The sequence below is a fragment of the Streptomyces sp. JN8 genome (assembly GCF_055808075.1).
Genome location: NZ_CM147852.1, coordinates 2,584,136 through 2,601,151, shown reverse-complemented (window position 1 = coordinate 2,601,151; position 17,016 = coordinate 2,584,136). Strand labels below are relative to the sequence as shown.

The following is a 17,016-nucleotide window of genomic DNA, read 5'->3' as shown; positions in this document are numbered from 1 at the left end:
CGCGGGCCCCTTCTCATCCCTCCGGATCACCCGCGGTGCCGCGGGCCCCGGGCTCTTCGATACTGGGGCCACAGCCGCCCCGAGGAGAGCCACGTGGCCAACCCCGTACCCCCGCGCGACCGGACCGACCAGCCCTGGCGCTCGGAGGGGGCCCCGCCGCCACCGCCGGCCAAGAGGAAGATGCCCGGCGGCTGGGGAGGACTCATCCTCACGGCCCTGGTGGTCTACCTGATCGCCAACCTGGTCCTGTCGTTCTTCAACCGGGGCGACGAGCCGACGATCTCGTACACCGAGTTCGACAAGCAGGTCGCCGCCGGGAACGTCACCAAGATCTACTCCAAGGGCGACGCGATCGAGGGGCAGCTCAAGAACAAGCAGCCCGTCCCCGACGGCGACGGGGACTACACCGAGTTCACCACCCAGCGCCCCGCCTTCGCCGACGACGACCTGTGGGCCCAGCTGACCAAGCAGAACGTCACCGTCACCGCCGAGCCGGTCGTCCGGGAGCGCAGCTTCCTGGCCAACCTCCTCCTCTCGCTCGCGCCGATGCTCCTGCTCGTCGTGCTGTGGATCCTCATCGCCCGCCGGATGAGCTCCGGCATGGGCGGCGCGGGCGGCATGCTCGGCCGCAAGACCCCGCCCAAGCCCGTGGAGCTGGAGCCGGGGGCCACCCGCACCACCTTCGCCGACGTCGCCGGCATCGACGAGGTCGAGGGCGAGCTCAACGACGTCGTCGACTTCCTCAAGAACCCGCAGGCCTACCGGGACATGGGCGCCAGGATGCCCCGCGGCGTGCTGCTCGCCGGTCCTCCCGGGACCGGCAAGACCCTGCTCGCCCGGGCCGTCGCGGGCGAGGCGGGGGTGCCCTTCTTCTCCGCCTCCGCGTCCGAGTTCATCGAGATGATCGTGGGCGTCGGCGCCTCCCGGGTCCGGGAGCTCTTCGCCGAGGCCCGCAAGGTCGCCCCCGCGATCATCTTCATCGACGAGATCGACACCATCGGCCGGGCCCGGGGCGGCGGCTCCGGGATGGGCGGCCACGACGAGCGCGAGCAGACCCTCAACCAGATCCTCACCGAGATGGACGGCTTCAGCGGCTCCGAGGGCGTCATCGTGCTCGCCGCCACCAACCGCTCCGACGTCCTCGACCCCGCCCTCACCCGGCCCGGCCGCTTCGACCGGATCGTGCACGTCAACCCGCCCGACCGCGGCGGCCGCGAGGCCATCCTCCGGATCCACACCCGGGAGATCCCGCTGGCCCCGGACGTCGACCTGGAGCAGGTGGCCCGGACCACCCCCGGCATGACCGGCGCCGAACTCGCCAACCTCGCCAACGAGGCCGCCCTGCTCGCCGTGAAGCGGGACCGGAAGGCCGTCACCCGCTCCGACCTCTCCGACGCGCTGGAGAAGGTCCAGCTCGGCGCCGAACGCCCGCTCGTGATGCCCGCGGAGGAGCGGCGCCGCACCGCGTACCACGAGAGCGGCCACGCCCTCCTCGGCATGCTCCAGCCCGGCGCCGACCCCGTCCGCAAGATCACCATCGTGCCCCGCGGCCGCGCCCTCGGCGTCACCCTGTCCACCCCCGACTCCGACAGGTACGCCTACACCGAGGACTACCTCCGCGGCCGGATCATCGGCGCCCTGGGCGGCATGGCCGCCGAGCAGGTGGTGTTCGGGGTCGTCACCACCGGCGCCGAGAGCGACCTGGAGCAGGTCACCAACATCGCCCGCGGCATGGCGGGCCGCTGGGGCATGAGCGAGCGGGTCGGCCGCCTCACCGCCATCCCGGGCGACGCCCAGCAGGCGTACGGCCTCTCGGCCGCCCCCGCGACCCTCGACACCGTCGACGCGGAGATGCGCCGCATCGTGGACGAGTGCTACGAGAGCGCCGTGCGGCAGCTCCGCGAGCACCGGGACCGGCTCGACGCGCTGGCCGCCGCGCTGCTGGAGAACGAGACCCTGGAGGAGGCGGCCGCCTACCGGGCGGCGGGCATCGACCGCCCGGGCCGCGAGGACTGAGCCGGCCCCGGGGCCGCCACCCGCGCGCGGGCGTCCGCGTGCCGCGGCGTCCGCGCCGCCGGCCCGGGTCGGGCTACGGCACCCGGGCGATCACGTACCGGAAGACGTTCGGCATCCACACCGTGCCGTCCGCGCGCGCGTACGGGGCGATCGCCTCCTCGATCTCCTTCTCCACCTGGGTCAGGTCCCTCGCCCGCACGGCCTCGTCGAAGGCCCCCGTCGACAGCAGCCCGCGCACCGCGCTGCCCCCGTTCGCGTACCCGAACGGGCAGGACACCCGGCCCGAGCCGGCGGGCCGCAGCCCCGCCCCGGCCACCAGCCCCTCCAGATCCGTCCGGAGGGCCGGCCGGCGGTCCGCCAGGCGGGCCGCGACCCGCAGCACCGCCTCCGTGGAGCACCGCTCGGGCGGCCCCCAGCCGGCGAGGACGACCGTCGCCCCCGAGAGGGCCGTACGGGTGAGCGCCGACAGCTCCGGCAGCATCGCGTCCGTCGTGTGGAAGGCGGTGATCACGTCGTGGACGGCGCCCTCGGGGGGCTCCTCCGTGACCGTCACGCCCTCGGGCAGCCGCGCCCTCGCCAGCTCCACGCGCGCGTGGTCCCGGTCCGCGCCGGCCACCCGGGCCCCCCGCGCCGCCGCCATGAGGAGCGCCAGACCGGAGCCGCAGCGCAGGCCCAGCACCCTGGTGCCGGCGCCCACGCCGAGACGGTCGTACACGGCCTCGTAGAGCGGGACGAGCATCCGCTCCTGGATCTCGGCCCAGTCGCGCGCGGGGTGGTGCGGGACGAGCGTAGGTGTCATGGAAAACTGCCCCAATCCGTGCTCGGACGACGACCCCCCGTAGCCAGGGAACTGCGCATCCGGTGCCACGTCCAGTGCTCGTACCGCACCGATTCGTCCGGGGAAGAGCCGACCCGGTAATGTCCCTGTCAGGCTTCCCGCTCCTTCCGGGCAAGGTTCCCCCGAGGAGCGCGCGCACCGCCTCCGCGCGCCGGGGCGTATGCGCCACTACACCCCGGCTTGCCGCCCCCTGCGTTACTCCTCCGCAGATCGGCGCACTGGCCCTCGTCCCGACCCATCGACGGCAACTGACGGGTACGTGCAAAATATTTGGGATGCCCCGGAATGGAACCCGGGGGCACTCCGGCTCGTTAGACGCGACGTGAGCACGACACCACCTGTTCTCGCCGCAGAGCTGGCACAGGCGTGGGCCGACATTCAGCGGCACCACCCCGAGCTGCCCGATCTTGCCGCGCCCGAGTCCCTGATCGGAGAGTCCTCGTCCGCCTGCGGCGCCGAGCTCTCCTTCGAACGACTGCTCCACGAGGCAGTCCACGGCATCGCCGCCGCCCGGGGTGTCCGCGACACCTCCCGGGCCGGCCGCTACCACAACCGCAGATTCCTCGCGATCGCCGAGGAGATGGGGCTCGACCACCCCGAGGAGCCGCACGCCAGCAGCGGCTTCTCCCTGGTCACGCTCAACCCCGAGGCGAGGCGGCGCTACCGCCCCACCATCGAGCGGCTCCAGCGCGCCCTCAAGGCCCACACGGTCGCCACCGCGGCCGACACCAAGCGCTCCTTCCGCGGACCTGCCGCCCGGCACGGCTCCTCGGGCGGCGGCGTCCGCGTCAAGGCCGTCTGCGACTGCGGACGCAACGTGCGCGTGGTGCCCTCGGTGCTCGCCCAGGCCCCGATCGTCTGCGGCGGCTGCGGCAAGCCCTTCCGCATCCCGGAGACCGTGGGCGCCGTGAGCTGACCTCGCGGTGTGTGGCACAATGGCTAGCTGTACTCGACAGTCGCACAGGACCCCTCTCTCCTCCGGCTGACGCGTCCATCGGGCATCCGAGTACCGCAACCCCACGTGGCATCTCAAAGTGCCCAACCACGTCAAGACCAGGAGACACCACTCCAGTGGCAGTCAAGATCAAGCTCAAGCGCCTCGGCAAGATCCGCCAGCCTCACTACCGCATCGTCGTCGCCGACTCGCGCACCCGCCGCGACGGCCGCGCGATCGAGGAGATCGGCCTCTACCACCCGACGTACAACCCGTCGCGTATCGAGGTCGACTCCGAGCGTGCGCAGTACTGGCTGTCCGTCGGCGCCCAGCCGACCGAGCCGGTTCTCGCCATCCTGAAGCTCACGGGCGACTGGCAGAAGCACAAGGGCCTCCCGGCCCCCGAGAAGGCTCTGCTCGTCCCCGCGACGAAGGAGGCCAAGCGCGCTTCGTTCGACGAGTTCGCGAAGGCCCTCGAGGGCGGCGACGACAAGGGTGAGGCCATCACCCCCAAGGCCAAGAAGGCCGACAAGAAGGCTGACGAGGCCGAGGCCGCGTCGACCGAGTCGACCGAGGCCTGAGCATGCTCGAGGAGGCTCTCGAGCACCTCGTGAAGGGCATCGTCGACAACCCCGACGACGTGCAGGTCGCCTCGCGCACCCTGCGTCGCGGCCGCGTCCTGGAGGTCCGGGTCCACCCGGACGACCTCGGCAAGGTGATCGGCCGCAACGGCCGCACCGCACGCGCGCTGCGCACCGTCGTGGGCGCCATCGGCGGCCGTGGCATCCGGGTCGACCTCGTCGACGTGGACCAGGTCCGCTGAGCAGGCCGGCAGCATCACCTTAGTTGTGCCGGCACGGGCCGGGGAGGGCTTTCGAGCCCGCCCCGGCCCGTTGTCGTTCGCGTCGTACGAGCTGTGTGACAGGAGAGTGTGAAGCAGTGCAGTTGGTAGTCGCGCGGATCGGCCGCGCCCACGGGATCAAGGGCGAGGTCACCGTCGAGGTGCGCACGGACGAGCCCGAACTCAGGCTCGGCCCCGGTGCCGTACTGCTCACCGACCCGGCCGCGACCGGGCCGCTGACCATCGAGACCGGCCGTGTGCACAGCGGCAGGCTGTTGCTGCGCTTCGAGGGCGTCCGCGACCGCAACGCCGCCGAGGCCCTGCGCAACACCCTCCTCATCGCCGAGGTCGACCCGGCGGAGATGCCCGAGGAGGAGGACGAGTACTACGACCACCAGCTCATGGACCTGGACGTGGTGCTCGCCGACGGCACCGAGATCGGCCGCATCACCGAGATCTCCCACCTGCCGTCCCAGGACCTCTTCATCGTCGAGCGCCCCGACGGCACCGAGCTGATGATCCCGTTCGTCGAGTCGATCGTCACCGAGATCGACCTGGAGGAGCAGCGGGCCGTCATCGACCCGCCGCCCGGCCTCATCGACGACCGCGCCGAGATCGCCTCCTCCCGCGACGAGGACGGCGACGCGTCGGGCGGGCCGTCCGGCGACCAGGAGTCCGACGACGAGTCAGGTGAGGGCCAGGCATGAGGCTCGACGTCGTCACGATCTTCCCCGAGTACCTCGAACCGCTGAACGTCTCCCTCGTCGGCAAGGCACGCGCGCGCGGACAGCTCGACGTGCACGTCCACGACCTGCGGGAGTGGACCTACGACCGGCACAACACCGTCGACGACACCCCGTACGGCGGCGGTCCGGGCATGGTCATGAAGACCGACCCGTGGGGCGACGCGCTCGACCAGACCCTCGCCGACGGCTACGAGAGCGGCGCCCACGGCCCGGTCGTCGTCGTCCCGACCCCCAGCGGCCGCCCCTTCACGCAGGAGCTCGCCGTCGAGCTCTCCGAGCGGCCCTGGCTGATCTTCACCCCGGCCCGCTACGAGGGCATCGACCGCCGCGTCATGGACGAGTACGCGACCCGCATGCCCGTCTACGAGGTGTCCATCGGCGACTACGTCCTGGCCGGCGGGGAGGCCGCCGTCCTCGTCGTCACCGAGGCCGTCGCCCGCCTCCTGCCGGGCGTCCTCGGCAACGCCGAGTCGCACCGGGACGACTCCTTCGCCCCCGGCGCCATGGCCAACCTCCTCGAAGGGCCCGTCTACACCAAGCCGCCGGAGTGGCGCGGCCGGGGCATCCCGGACGTGCTCCTCAGCGGCCACCACGGCAGGATCGCCCGCTGGCGACGGGACGAGGCCTTCCGCCGCACCGCCGCCAACCGGCCCGACCTCATCGAGCGCTGCGACCCCGCCGCCTTCGACAAGAAGGACCGCGAGATCCTCTCGATGATGGGCTGGGCCCCCGAGCCCGGCGGCCGATTTTGGCGCAAGCTCCACGACGTGGAAGAATAGGCCGCTGCCGTCCGTCCGGCGCGCGCCCCTGCCACAGGGGGAACGACGCGGCCAGGCGCGGACGGTCTTCCCGTTCATTTCGGATTCGCTCCGAACGTACCGCTGATGACCTGTGGCATCAGCGAGGAAAGAGACCTCCATGGCCTCCCTGCTCGACCAGGTCAACGCGGGTTCGCTCCGCTCCGACCTCCCCGCCTTCCGCCCCGGCGACACCGTGAACGTCCACGTGCGCGTCATCGAAGGCAACCGCTCGCGTATCCAGCAGTTCAAGGGCGTCGTCATCCGCCGCCAGGGTTCGGGCGTCAGCGAGACCTTCACGGTCCGCAAGGTCTCGTTCTCCGTCGGCGTCGAGCGCACCTTCCCGGTGAACAGCCCGATCTTCGAGAAGATCGAGCTCGTGACCCGCGGTGACGTCCGTCGCGCCAAGCTCTACTACCTCCGCGAGCTGCGCGGCAAGGCCGCCAAGATCAAGGAGAAGCGCGACCGCTGAGCCTCGGCTCCCGGCACGCTCGACGCTTCCGAGCCCGCGCACAGGCAGTCCGGATAGGCTCTGCCAGCGATGGACACCGAAGCACAGCACACGGAGCGCGACCCCTCTTCCGGCACGGAGGACGGGTCGCGCTCCGCGCGCGTTTCCGAGGACGCGCAGGGCCCAGGGGAGACGCGGGGCCCGGGGGGCGCCGGGACGGCGGAGGAGACCGCGGACGCGGAGCGCACCGGGGCGGAGCCGAGCGCCTCCACCTGGCGGCGCACGGCCCTCGTGGGCGGCGCCTGCGTGGTGTTCCTGCTGCTCCTGAGCCACTTCGTGATGCAGCCCTTCCTGATCCCCAGCCGGTCCATGGAACCGACCCTCCAGGTCGGCGACCGGATCCTCGTCAACAAGCTGGCGTACCGTTTCGGCAGTGAGCCGGAGCGGGGCGACGTCGTCGTCTTCGACGGCACCGGCTCCTTCGTCCGCGAACAGCCCCCGGGCAACCCCGTCACCGGCCTCCTGCACGACGGCGCCGCCGCCCTCGGGCTCGCCGAACCCGACGAGACCGACTTCGTGAAGAGGGTCGTCGGCGTCGGCGGCGACCGGGTCGTCTGCTGCGACGCCGACGGCCGGCTCACGGTCAACGGCGTCCCCGTGCAGGAGTGGTACGTGAAGCTCGGCGACCGGCCGTCCAGCGTGCCCTTCGACATCGTCGTCCCCCCGGACCGGCTCTGGGTCATGGGGGACCACCGCAGCCAGTCGAGCGACTCCCGCGACCACCTCGGCAGCCCCGGCGGCGGCATGGTCCCCGTCGACCGGGTCGTCGGCCGCGCCGACTGGATCGCGTGGCCCCTCGGCCGGTGGACCACCGTCCAGGAGACCGACGCCTTCGACGCCGTACCGGACGCGCCGGCCGGCGGACACGGGGCGGCGCCCCATGGGTAGCCGGGGACGGCCGCCCGGCGGCGGCCGCCCCTCCGACCGCGGCCCCGAGCAGCCCGCGCCCCTGCCGGGGCGGGCCGAGCGGCGCCGGCTCGCCCGCAAGGTCAAGCGGCGCCGGCAGCGCTCGGCGATCCGCGAGATCCCCATCCTGGTCACGGTGGCCGTTCTCATCGCGCTCGTGCTCAAGACCTTCCTGGTCCAGGCGTTCGTCATCCCCTCCGGTTCCATGGAGCAGACGATCCGGATCTCCGACCGGGTCCTCGTCGACAAGCTCACCCCCTGGTTCGGCTCCCGCCCGCAGCGCGGCGACGTCGTCGTCTTCAAGGACCCCGGCAACTGGCTCCAGCAGGAGGCCGCGCCCCCCGCCGACGACCCGGTCGGCATCAAGCAGGCCAAGCAGGTCCTCACCTTCATCGGGCTGCTGCCCTCCGCCGACGACCGCGACCTCATCAAGCGCGTCGTCGCCGTCGGGGGCGACACCGTCCGCTGCTGCGGCAAGGACGGGCGGATCACCGTCAACGGGGTGCCGCTCGACGAGCCCTACCTGCACCCGGGCAACGAGCCGTCGACCATCCCCTTCGAGGTGAAGGTCCCGCAGGGCCGCGTCTTCGTCCTCGGCGACCACCGCTCCGACTCGGCCGACTCCCGCTACCACCTCGACGAGAAGGACCGCGGCACCGTCTCCGAGGAGCAGGTCGTGGGGCGCGCCGTGGTGATCGCCTGGCCCGTCGCCCACTGGCGCGGCCTGGAGGAACGCGGGACGTTCGCCGCCGTACCGGACGCGCGTGCGAGTTCCGAGTCCGCGCTCGGCGCGTCGCATAGTGTGTCCCAGCGGAATCTCAACGGATTCACCGGGCTCCCGACCCCTGCGGAACTTCTGCTCGTTATGGGAGTGGTGGGCCTGTCCCTGTTCCGGGGCAGGCGATCGCACGGACTGAGGAGTGGATGTGGGGGATTTGGCCGTCGGCGCACGATCCGGACACGATGAGCCCGACAGGAGGGCCGGCGGGGCCTTCGGCGATGACACGACGGGTGACGACGTGACGGATGACGGGCGGGCGCAGCCGCCGAACGGCGGGGCACCGGGCGGCGGGACGCCGGACGACGGCGACGGGGCGCCGGGCGGCGCCGACAGCGCCCCCCGGAGGCAGCGTTCCTTCTGGAAGGAACTGCCCCTTCTGGTCGGCATCGCGCTCGTCCTCGCCCTCCTGATCAAGACCTTCCTGGTGCAGGCGTTCTCGATCCCCTCGGAATCGATGATGAACACCCTCCAGCGGGGCGACCGGGTCCTCGTCGACAAGCTGACCCCCTGGTTCGGCTCCGAGCCCGAGCGCGGCGAGGTCGTCGTCTTCCACGACCCGGGCGGCTGGCTGGAGGGCCAGGAGACCCCCACGCCCAACGTGGTCCAGAAGTTCCTCAGCTTCATCGGCCTCATGCCGTCCGCCGAGGAGAAGGACCTCATCAAGCGGGTCATCGCCGTCGGCGGCGACACGGTCTCCTGCAAGGAGGGCGGCAAGGTCGTCCTCAACGGCGTGCCGCTGGACGAGACCTCGTACCTCTACCCCGGCTCCGTCCCCTGCCAGGACTCCTTCGGCCCGATCAAGGTCCCCGAGAACCGCATCTGGGTGATGGGCGACAACCGCCAGAACTCCCTCGACTCGCGGTTCCACCAGCAGCTCCCCGGCGGCGGCACCGTCTCCGACGACGAGGTCGTGGGCCGCGCCGTCGTGATCGCCTGGCCGGTCACCCGCTGGGCGACCCTCCCGGTGCCCGAGATCTTCGACAACCCCGCGCTCAACAAGGCCCTGGGTGCCGCCCCGCTGGGCGCGGCCGGTCTCGCCGGAGCGCTCCCGCTGGTCCTGTGGCGCCGGAAGAAGGTCGCCGCACGGCATACCGCCGAGTAGTGACCCGCGGGTAGGGTGCCGTCCCGGACCGTCGACAGACCAGCGGTCCGCCGACAGACCTACGGGGTGCGCACATGAGCGGAAACATACGGACCAAGGGCGGCCGCGGCCGCCTCGGCAGCACGCTGTCGGGGCTGGCCGTGGCCGTCGGCTGTGTGCTCTTCCTCGGCGGCCTGGTCTGGGGTGCGCTGCTGTACCAGCCGTACTCCGTCCCCACCGACTCCATGACCCCCACCCTCGACGTCGGGTCCAAGATCCTCGCCCAGCGCGTCGACGGGGACGAGGTGCGGCGCGGCGACGTCGTCGTCTTCACCGACCCGCTCTGGGGCGACTCGCCCATGGTCAAGCGGGTCGCGGCCGTCGGCGGCGACACGGTCGCCTGCTGCGGCGCGGACGGCCGTCTCACCGTGAACGGCGAGCCCGTCGACGAGCCCTACCTGCGGCCCGGACCGGGCGGCCGGATCATCGCCTCCGGCACGGAGTTCTCCGTGACCGTCCCGGCCGGCAACCTCTTCCTGCTGGGCGACGACCGGCACACCTCGCTCGACTCCCGTACGCACATGGAGGAGGCCGGACAGGGCTCCGTGCCCCGCTCCTCCGTGGTCGCCCGGGTCGACGCCGTCGTCTGGCCCGCGAAGGGCCTCCTGGACCGGCCCACGGGCTTCGCCGGCCTCCCCGGCGGGATCTCGGAGCCCGGCCCCGTCATGCCCCTCCTCGGCGCCGTCGCGGCCGGAGCCGTCCTGGTCCTGGCCGGAGGCGCGTACGGGCCGGTGGCGCAGCGCGCGGCGCGGATCGCGAAGCGCCGGTCGGCGGGCGCCGCGCCCGGCACGCGCGAGAAGGTGGGTACATGACGGACGCATCGGGCACCGCCCCGGGCACGGAGGTGCGGCGGGTGGCGCGGGTCGTCCTGCTCGACCCCGACGACCGCATCCTGCTGCTGCACGGCTTCGAGCCCGAAGACCCCGGCCAGACCTGGTGGTTCACGCCCGGCGGGGGCCTGGAGGGCGACGAGAGCCGCCAGGAGGCGGCCCTGCGCGAGCTCGCCGAGGAGACCGGCATCACCGACATCGACCTCGGGCCGGTGCTCTGGACGCGGTACTGCTCGTTCCCCTTCGACGGTCGCCGCTGGGAGCAGGAGGAGTGGTACTACCTCGCCCGCACCCGGCGGACCGAGGCGGCGCCCCGGCCGCGGGCCCTCACCGAACTGGAGAACCGCAGCCTCGCGGGCCTCAGATGGTGGACCTCCGCCGAACTGTCCGCGGCGCGTGAGACGGTGTACCCGACCAGACTCGCCGAGCTGCTCCGCACGCTGCTCGACGAGGGACCTCCGCGTGCACCGGTGGTTCTCGCCCCGGAAATCGTTTAGGGGCGCGGCCGCCTGGCGCACAATAGGGGGACGCACGGCTGAAGGGGAACATGCCATGAGCGCCGAGGACCTCGAGAAGTACGAGACCGAGATGGAGCTGAAGCTCTACCGGGAGTACCGCGATGTCGTCGGGCTGTTCAAATACGTGATCGAGACCGAGCGGCGCTTCTACCTGACCAACGACTACGAGATGCAGGTGCACTCGGTCCAGGGTGAGGTCTTCTTCGAGGTCAGCATGGCGGACGCCTGGGTCTGGGACATGTACCGGCCGGCCAGGTTCGTGAAGCAGGTCCGCGTCCTCACCTTCAAGGACGTGAACATCGAGGAGCTCAACAAGAGCGACCTCGAACTCCCCGGCAGCTGAGCCGCCTCACCCGCACGGGTGAGCAGGTTCTCCCCAGGCCCCCGGCCGTCCACAGCGCCGCACACGACTCCACCACCTCCGTCACAGTCGGTGACGGAGGTGGTACCGCATGAACAGGACACAAGCGCTCGGTCGGTACGGAGAAGAGCTGGCAGCCCGCCGGCTCACCGCGACCGGCATGCACATCCTCGCCCGCAACTGGCGCTGCGGCCGGACCGGCGAGATCGACATCGTCGCCCGCCACGGCGAGACCCTCGTCGTCTGCGAGGTCAAGACCCGGCGCGACGGCGGGTTCGAGGACCCCATGGCCGCCGTGACCCCCCGCAAGGCGGACCGGCTGCGCCGCCTCGCCGCCTGCTGGATCGACCGCAACGGCGTCCCCGACTCCGTCCAGGGCGTCCGCATCGACCTCATCGGCATCGTCCTGCCCCGCCGCGGCGCTCCGCTCCTCACCCACGCCCGGGGGGTGGCCTGAGATGGGTTTCGCCCGCACCTGCTCCGTCGCCCTCGTCGGTGTCGAGGGCGTCGTCGTCGAGGTCCAGGCCGACCTCGAACCCGGAGTCGCCGCCTTCACCCTCGTCGGCCTCCCCGACAAGAGCCTCAGCGAGAGCCGCGACCGGGTCCGCGCCGCCGTCGTCAACTCCGGCGCCGAATGGCCCCAGAAGAAGCTGACCGTCGGACTCAGCCCCGCCTCCGTGCCGAAGGGGGGATCGGGGTTCGACCTGGCCGTGGCGGCGGCCGTCCTCGGCGCCGCCGAGCGCATCGACCCGCGCGCCATCGCCGACCTCGTCCTCATCGGCGAACTCGGCCTCGACGGACGCGTCCGGCCCGTCCGCGGCATCCTCCCCGCCGTGCTCGCCGCCGCCGACGCCGGCTACCGGCAGGTCGTCGTCCCCGAGCAGACCGCGGGCGAGGCCGCGCTCGTCCCCGGGGTCTCCGTCCTCGGCGTCCGCAGCCTCCGCCAGCTGATCGCCGTCCTCGGCGACGAACCCGTCCCCGAGGAGGAGCCCACCGAGCCCGGCCGGCCCGACGCCATGCTCGCCGGACTCCTCGTCCCGGGCGCCGGCCTCGGCACCGGACTCGCCGCCGACCCCGCCGAAGGACCCGACCTCGCCGACGTCGCCGGCCAGCACCGCGCCCGCCGCGCCCTGGAGGTCGCCGCCGCGGGCAGCCACCACCTGCTGCTCTCCGGCCCGCCCGGCGCGGGGAAGACCATGCTGGCCGAGCGCCTCCCCGGCATCCTCCCGCCGCTCACCCGGCAGGAGTCCCTCGAAGTCACCGCCGTCCACTCCGTCGCCGGACTCCTCCCGCCCGGCGAACCCCTCGTCCGCCGGCCCCCCTACTGCGCCCCGCACCACTCAGCGACCATGCAGTCCCTCGTCGGCGGCGGGAACGGCCTGCCCCGGCCCGGCGCCGTCTCCCTCGCCCACCGCGGCATCCTCTTCCTGGACGAGGCGCCGGAGTTCTCCGGGAAGGCGCTCGACGCCCTCCGCCAGCCCCTCGAATCCGGGCACGTCGTCATCGCCCGCGCCGCCGGCGTCGTCCGCCTCCCCGCCCGCTTCCTGCTCGCCCTCGCCGCCAACCCCTGCCCCTGCGGGCGCCACACGTTGCACGGCGCCGGCTGCGAATGCCCCGCCGCACTCGTCCGCCGCTACCAGGCGCGGCTCTCGGGTCCCCTCCTCGACCGCGTCGACCTCCGCGTCGAGGTCGAGCCCGTCACCCGCGCCGACCTGCTCGGCCGGGGCGGCCGCGGCGAGACCACCGGAGCGGTGGCGGACCGCGTCCGCGAGGCCCGGGCCCGCGCCACCGCCCGCCTCGACGGCACCCCCTGGAGCGTGAACAGCGAGATCCCCGGACACGAACTCCGCACCCGCTACCTCGCCGCGCCCGGAGCACTCGCCGCCGCCGAGCGGGACATCGAGCGCGGACTCCTGACCGCCCGCGGCCTCGACCGGGTCCTCCGCGTCGCCTGGACCGTCGCCGACCTGGCCGGACACGACCGCCCCGACAGCGAGGACATCGCCCTGGCCCTCGAACTCCGCACCTCCATCGCCCGGGGCGTGCCCGCCGGAGCGGGGGCCTTCTCATGACCGGCCCCGCCCTCCACCCCTCCGGCCCGGACGACCAAAACGAGCCCGGCCGGGCTGCGGGCAGCCCCGGCCCCCGCGCGGCCCGACTCGCCCGCCCCGCAGACCGCTCGGACCCCCGCTCCGGCGCACCCGACGACCCCGCCGGACCCTCCGGGCCGCGCCCGGGCGCTCCTGTCCCCCGACCCGGCCCCCACGGCTCCGTCACCGTGGACGAGCGGCTGGCCCGGGTCGTGCTCAGCCGGGCCGTCGAGCCCGGCGACGAGCACGCCGGGCGCTGGCTCCGCCGCTACGGAGCCCGCGGCTTCGTCGACCGGCTGCTCGAACCCGCACCCGCCGCCCGGAGCGACGGGGACGACGGCCCCTTCCCCGGCACCGGGCCGAAGCGCGTCGCCTCCTGGCGACTCCGCGCCACCGCCGCCGACCCCGCGCGCGACCTCGAAGCGGTCCACGACCTCGGCGGACGTTTTCTCGTCCCCGGCGACACCGAGTGGCCCAGCCAGCTCGACGACCTCGCCGACACCCGCCCCCTCGGCCTCTGGGTCCGCGGCCCCGCCGACCTGCGCGCCTGGGCCCTCCGCTCGGTCGCCCTCGTCGGCGCCCGCGCCTGCACCCCGTACGGCGCGCACACCGCGGCCGACCTCGCCACCGGCCTCGCGCGCCGGGGCTGGGTCGTCGTCTCCGGAGCCGCCTACGGCATCGACGGGGCCGCCCACCGCGGCACCCTCGCCGCCGGCGGAGCCACCGTCGCCGTGCTCGCCTGCGGCGTCGACACGCCCTACCCCAGGGGCCACGACCAGCTCATCCGTCGCATCGCCGAACAAGGCCTCGTCGTGGGGGAGTTGCCGCCGGACAGTCATCCGACCCCGAGCCGCTTCATCCTCCGCAACCGGGTCATCGCCGCCCTCACCCGGGGCACCGTCGTCATCGAGGCCCAGCACCGCAGCGGTTCACTCGTCACCGCCCGCGCCGCGACCCGCCTCGGTCGCCACACCATGGGCGTCCCCGGCCCCGTGACCAGCGCGCTCTCCGCCGGAGTCCACGAACTCCTGCGCGGCGGCGCCGCCCTCGTCACCGACGCCGACGAGATCGTCGAACTCGTCGGCGACATGGGGCAGCTCGCACCGCCGCGCCGGGGACCCGTCCTCCCGCGCGACCTCCTCGCCCCCGCCGCCGCGCACGTGCTCGAAGCCGTGCCCGCCCGCGGCCCCACCCCCACCACCGCCATCGCCCGCCGAGCCGGCACCACCCCCGACGACACCCTCGCCAGGCTGTACGAACTCCATTCCCTCGGCTTCGTCGAACGGTGCGGAGAGGGCTGGCGGTTGACGAACACGACCACTCCCGCGTCGAACGCGCGGCGAGGCGGTCCTTGACCTGGAGCATTCGGGTGAAAGGGTGAAGCCGATGAACAACCGAGTTCTCTCGGCCGCACCCGAGGGGCCGACGCGCGCCACGGCCCGGGTTCGAAGATGTGGTCGACCGCGTCCACCGGGAGCGGCGCGAACCGCCGGCGTTCGCGCACCGCGACCGCGCACTCACGCTACGCTCACCAGAATTCCGTCCAGGACACCCGCACCGGCCCAACCGACAGCAGAACGGCTCAAGGCAACGCATGCCCCAGCACACCTCCGGGTCTGACCGCGCTGCGGTGCCCCCAGCAGCCCGGGGCACCGTGCGACCACCCGCACCGACCTCACTCGACGAACTGTGGCGGTCGTACAAGGACACGGGCGACGAGCGGCTGCGGGAACAGCTGATCCTGCACTACTCGCCCCTCGTCAAATACGTCGCGGGACGCGTCAGCGTCGGGCTCCCGTCCAACGTGGAACAGGCCGACTTCGTCTCCTCCGGCGTCTTCGGCCTCATCGACGCCATCGAGAAGTTCGACGTCGAGCGCGCGATCAAGTTCGAGACGTACGCCATCACCCGGATCCGCGGCGCCATGATCGACGAACTCCGCGCCCTCGACTGGATCCCGCGCTCCGTCCGCCAGAAGGCCCGCAACGTCGAGCGCGCGTACGCCACCCTCGAAGCCCAGCTCCGGCGCACCCCCTCCGAGACCGAGGTCGCCGCGGAGATGGACATCACGCTGGAGGAACTGCACGCGGTTTTCAGCCAGTTGTCCCTGGCGAACGTCGTCGCCCTCGAAGAGCTGCTGCACGTCGGCGGCGAAGGCGGCGACCGGCTCTCCCTGATGGACACCCTGGAGGACACCGCGGCGGACGACCCCGTCGAGGTCGCCGAGGACCGCGAGCTGCGCCGGCTGCTCGCCCGCGCCATCAACACGCTCCCCGAGCGGGAGAAGACCGTCGTCACGCTCTACTACTACGAGGGCCTCACCCTGGCCGAGATCGGCCACGTCCTCGGCGTCACCGAGAGCCGCGTCAGCCAGATCCACACCAAGTCCGTCCTCCAGCTCCGGGCCAAGCTGGCCGACGTCGGACGCTGACCGGAGGCCGGCCGGTCGTACAGTGGAGCCGTGCCCAGGATTCGAGCGGCCTCCGTGGCCGAGCACCGGACGATGCAGCGCGGCGCCCTCCTGGACGCCGCGCGTTCCCTGCTGTCCGAGGGCGGGACGGAGGCGCTGACCTTCCCCGCACTCGCCGAGCGCACGGGCCTCGCCCGCTCCTCGGTGTACGAGTACTTCCGATCGCGCGCGGCCGTCGTCGAGGAACTGTGCGCCGTCGACTTCCCCGTCTGGGCCGCCGAGGTCGAGCTCGCCATGGACGGCGCGGACACCCCGCAGGGCAAGGTCGAGGCCTACGTCCGCAAGCAGCTGGAGCTGGTCGGGGACCGCCGCCACCGCGCGGTCGTCGCCATCTCGGCCAGCGAGCTCGACGACGGCGCCCGCGAGAAGATCCGCGCGGCCCACGGCGGCCTCGTCGCCATGATCGTCGAAGCCCTCGCGGCGCTGGGCCAGCGCCAGCCCCGGCTGGGCGCCATGCTGCTCCAGGGCGTCGTCGACGCCGCGGTCCGCCGCATCGAGCTCGGCGCCGCCGAGGATCCCGCCGAGGTCGCCGAGGCGGCGGTCACCATGGCCCTCCACGGAGTCAACGGCACCGCCTCCTGACCGCTCGGGGGCGGGCCCTCACCGTTCGGGGACGGGCCCCTCACCCCCCGGCCCGACCCGGTCGCCCCCGACCGGCAGCAGCCGGGACGGCCCCCGCGGGACCAGGAGCAGCGGGTTCAGATACCGGTCGCCTCTCAGTAGACCCCAGTGCAGACAGGACTCCGGACAGTGCGTGCCCGGCGCCACCCGGGCGATCGCCGCACCCGCCGGGACCCGCGTACCGGCGGCCACCAGCGGCTCCACCGGCGAGAAGGTGGTGCGCAACGGGGGAGTGCCCGAGCCCGGCAGCGTCAGCGTGACGACCCCGCGGCCGCCGACCGGCCCCGCGAAGGTCACCGTGCCGGCGGCGGGGGCCGCCACCGGGGTGCCCGGCGGCGCCGCCAGGTCGACGCCGCGATGACCGGCCGCGTACGGACCCGGCGGCGGCTGCCAGCCGCGGACGATCTCCGCGGGCGGGCCCACCGGCCACACCAGGCCGAGGAACAGGATCAGTGCCGTGAGGTGCATGGGAGAACGCTCCCCCGCACCCCGGCCCCGCGGCGGAGCCGGGCGGCATCTGTGGACCGGCGCCCGGATGTGGACAGCGCCGTCACCCGCTGCTCCCGGGGTCCCGTACACTTCCTATGGCGACCCGGGTCACCGGGTCGACTTCGC

General features: G+C 73.2%; 20 protein-coding genes. 18 read left to right on the top strand and 2 right to left on the bottom strand.

Features of this window, described 5'->3' with window-relative positions; genetic code table 11:
* Positions 1–93 precede the first annotated feature (93 nt).
* A complete protein-coding gene (gene ftsH / locus ACY0MR_RS11055; protein ID WP_473560537.1) occupies positions 94–2,016 on the top strand; it encodes an ATP-dependent zinc metalloprotease FtsH in 1,923 nt (640 codons plus the stop codon).
* Between the two features lie 73 nt (positions 2,017–2,089).
* Here the strand turns inward: ftsH and ACY0MR_RS11050 are convergent, their stop codons facing one another.
* Entirely contained in the window at positions 2,090–2,815 is a 726-nt protein-coding gene (locus ACY0MR_RS11050; protein WP_388793832.1) for a class I SAM-dependent methyltransferase, read from the bottom strand.
* 361 nt (positions 2,816–3,176) lie between these two features.
* Between ACY0MR_RS11050 and ACY0MR_RS11045 the strand changes: the two genes are divergently transcribed.
* From ACY0MR_RS11045 to ACY0MR_RS10965, 17 genes are all read left to right on the top strand, one after another.
* Positions 3,177–3,770, top strand: coding sequence for a hypothetical protein (locus tag ACY0MR_RS11045; protein WP_361847177.1), 594 nt, complete (start codon positions 3,177–3,179; stop codon positions 3,768–3,770).
* A gap of 155 nt (positions 3,771–3,925) precedes the next feature.
* The gene (gene rpsP / locus ACY0MR_RS11040; protein WP_030325634.1) at positions 3,926–4,369 is read left to right on the top strand and encodes a 30S ribosomal protein S16; all 444 of its coding nucleotides are present in this window, start codon (positions 3,926–3,928) and stop codon (positions 4,367–4,369) included.
* 2 nt (positions 4,370–4,371) lie between these two features.
* Positions 4,372–4,611, top strand: coding sequence for an RNA-binding protein (locus tag ACY0MR_RS11035; RefSeq protein WP_003980229.1), 240 nt, complete (start codon positions 4,372–4,374; stop codon positions 4,609–4,611).
* A 116-nt stretch (positions 4,612–4,727) separates the two neighbouring features.
* Entirely contained in the window at positions 4,728–5,336 is a 609-nt protein-coding gene (gene rimM, locus ACY0MR_RS11030) for a ribosome maturation factor RimM (protein ID WP_388793835.1), read from the top strand.
* A complete protein-coding gene (trmD, locus tag ACY0MR_RS11025) occupies positions 5,333–6,154 on the top strand; it encodes a tRNA (guanosine(37)-N1)-methyltransferase TrmD (protein WP_388793837.1) in 822 nt (273 codons plus the stop codon). Before rimM ends, trmD begins: the two co-directional genes overlap by 4 nt.
* Positions 6,155–6,293: 139 nt before the next feature.
* On the top strand, positions 6,294–6,644 hold the full coding sequence (gene rplS, locus ACY0MR_RS11020; protein WP_015036473.1) for a 50S ribosomal protein L19: 351 nt from the start codon (positions 6,294–6,296) through the stop codon (positions 6,642–6,644).
* Positions 6,645–6,713: 69 nt separating this feature from the next.
* Positions 6,714–7,571 (top strand): signal peptidase I, encoded by an 858-nt coding sequence (gene lepB, locus ACY0MR_RS11015; RefSeq protein ID WP_473560531.1) that lies wholly within the window; start codon positions 6,714–6,716, stop codon positions 7,569–7,571.
* Complete coding sequence (gene lepB / locus ACY0MR_RS11010) at positions 7,564–8,556, top strand: signal peptidase I (protein ID WP_392862451.1); 993 nt, start codon at positions 7,564–7,566, stop codon at positions 8,554–8,556. Before lepB (ACY0MR_RS11015) ends, lepB (ACY0MR_RS11010) begins: the two co-directional genes overlap by 8 nt.
* The gene (gene lepB, locus ACY0MR_RS11005; protein WP_361847210.1) at positions 8,525–9,472 is read left to right on the top strand and encodes a signal peptidase I; all 948 of its coding nucleotides are present in this window, start codon (positions 8,525–8,527) and stop codon (positions 9,470–9,472) included. Before lepB (ACY0MR_RS11010) ends, lepB (ACY0MR_RS11005) begins: the two co-directional genes overlap by 32 nt.
* 74 nt (positions 9,473–9,546) lie before the next feature.
* Positions 9,547–10,323 (top strand): signal peptidase I, encoded by a 777-nt coding sequence (gene lepB / locus ACY0MR_RS11000; RefSeq protein ID WP_404085738.1) that lies wholly within the window; start codon positions 9,547–9,549, stop codon positions 10,321–10,323.
* Positions 10,320–10,838 carry an NUDIX hydrolase gene (locus ACY0MR_RS10995; protein WP_473560529.1) on the top strand — a complete coding sequence of 173 codons (519 nt, stop codon included), beginning with the start codon at positions 10,320–10,322 and terminating at the stop codon, positions 10,836–10,838. The genes lepB (ACY0MR_RS11000) and ACY0MR_RS10995 overlap by 4 nt, the downstream gene beginning before the upstream one ends.
* Before the next feature lie 55 nt (positions 10,839–10,893).
* A complete protein-coding gene (locus ACY0MR_RS10990; protein WP_005311352.1) occupies positions 10,894–11,202 on the top strand; it encodes a DUF2469 domain-containing protein in 309 nt (102 codons plus the stop codon).
* Positions 11,203–11,311: 109 nt separating this feature from the next.
* On the top strand, positions 11,312–11,677 hold the full coding sequence (locus ACY0MR_RS10985; RefSeq protein ID WP_388793845.1) for a YraN family protein: 366 nt from the start codon (positions 11,312–11,314) through the stop codon (positions 11,675–11,677).
* Between the two features lies 1 nt (position 11,678).
* Complete coding sequence (locus ACY0MR_RS10980) at positions 11,679–13,292, top strand: YifB family Mg chelatase-like AAA ATPase (RefSeq protein WP_392862457.1); 1,614 nt, start codon at positions 11,679–11,681, stop codon at positions 13,290–13,292.
* Between the two features lie 206 nt (positions 13,293–13,498).
* Positions 13,499–14,665 (top strand): DNA-processing protein DprA, encoded by a 1,167-nt coding sequence (gene dprA / locus ACY0MR_RS10975; RefSeq protein WP_473560523.1) that lies wholly within the window; start codon positions 13,499–13,501, stop codon positions 14,663–14,665.
* 239 nt (positions 14,666–14,904) lie between these two features.
* Entirely contained in the window at positions 14,905–15,741 is an 837-nt protein-coding gene (gene whiG / locus ACY0MR_RS10970; RefSeq protein ID WP_361849983.1) for an RNA polymerase sigma factor WhiG, read from the top strand.
* A gap of 72 nt (positions 15,742–15,813) precedes the next feature.
* The gene (locus ACY0MR_RS10965; RefSeq protein ID WP_404085828.1) at positions 15,814–16,362 is read left to right on the top strand and encodes a TetR/AcrR family transcriptional regulator; all 549 of its coding nucleotides are present in this window, start codon (positions 15,814–15,816) and stop codon (positions 16,360–16,362) included.
* 18 nt (positions 16,363–16,380) lie between these two features.
* Here the strand turns inward: ACY0MR_RS10965 and ACY0MR_RS10960 are convergent, their stop codons facing one another.
* The gene (locus tag ACY0MR_RS10960) at positions 16,381–16,869 is read right to left on the bottom strand and encodes a murein hydrolase activator EnvC family protein (protein ID WP_388793851.1); all 489 of its coding nucleotides are present in this window, start codon (positions 16,867–16,869) and stop codon (positions 16,381–16,383) included.
* Positions 16,870–17,016 lie beyond the last annotated feature (147 nt).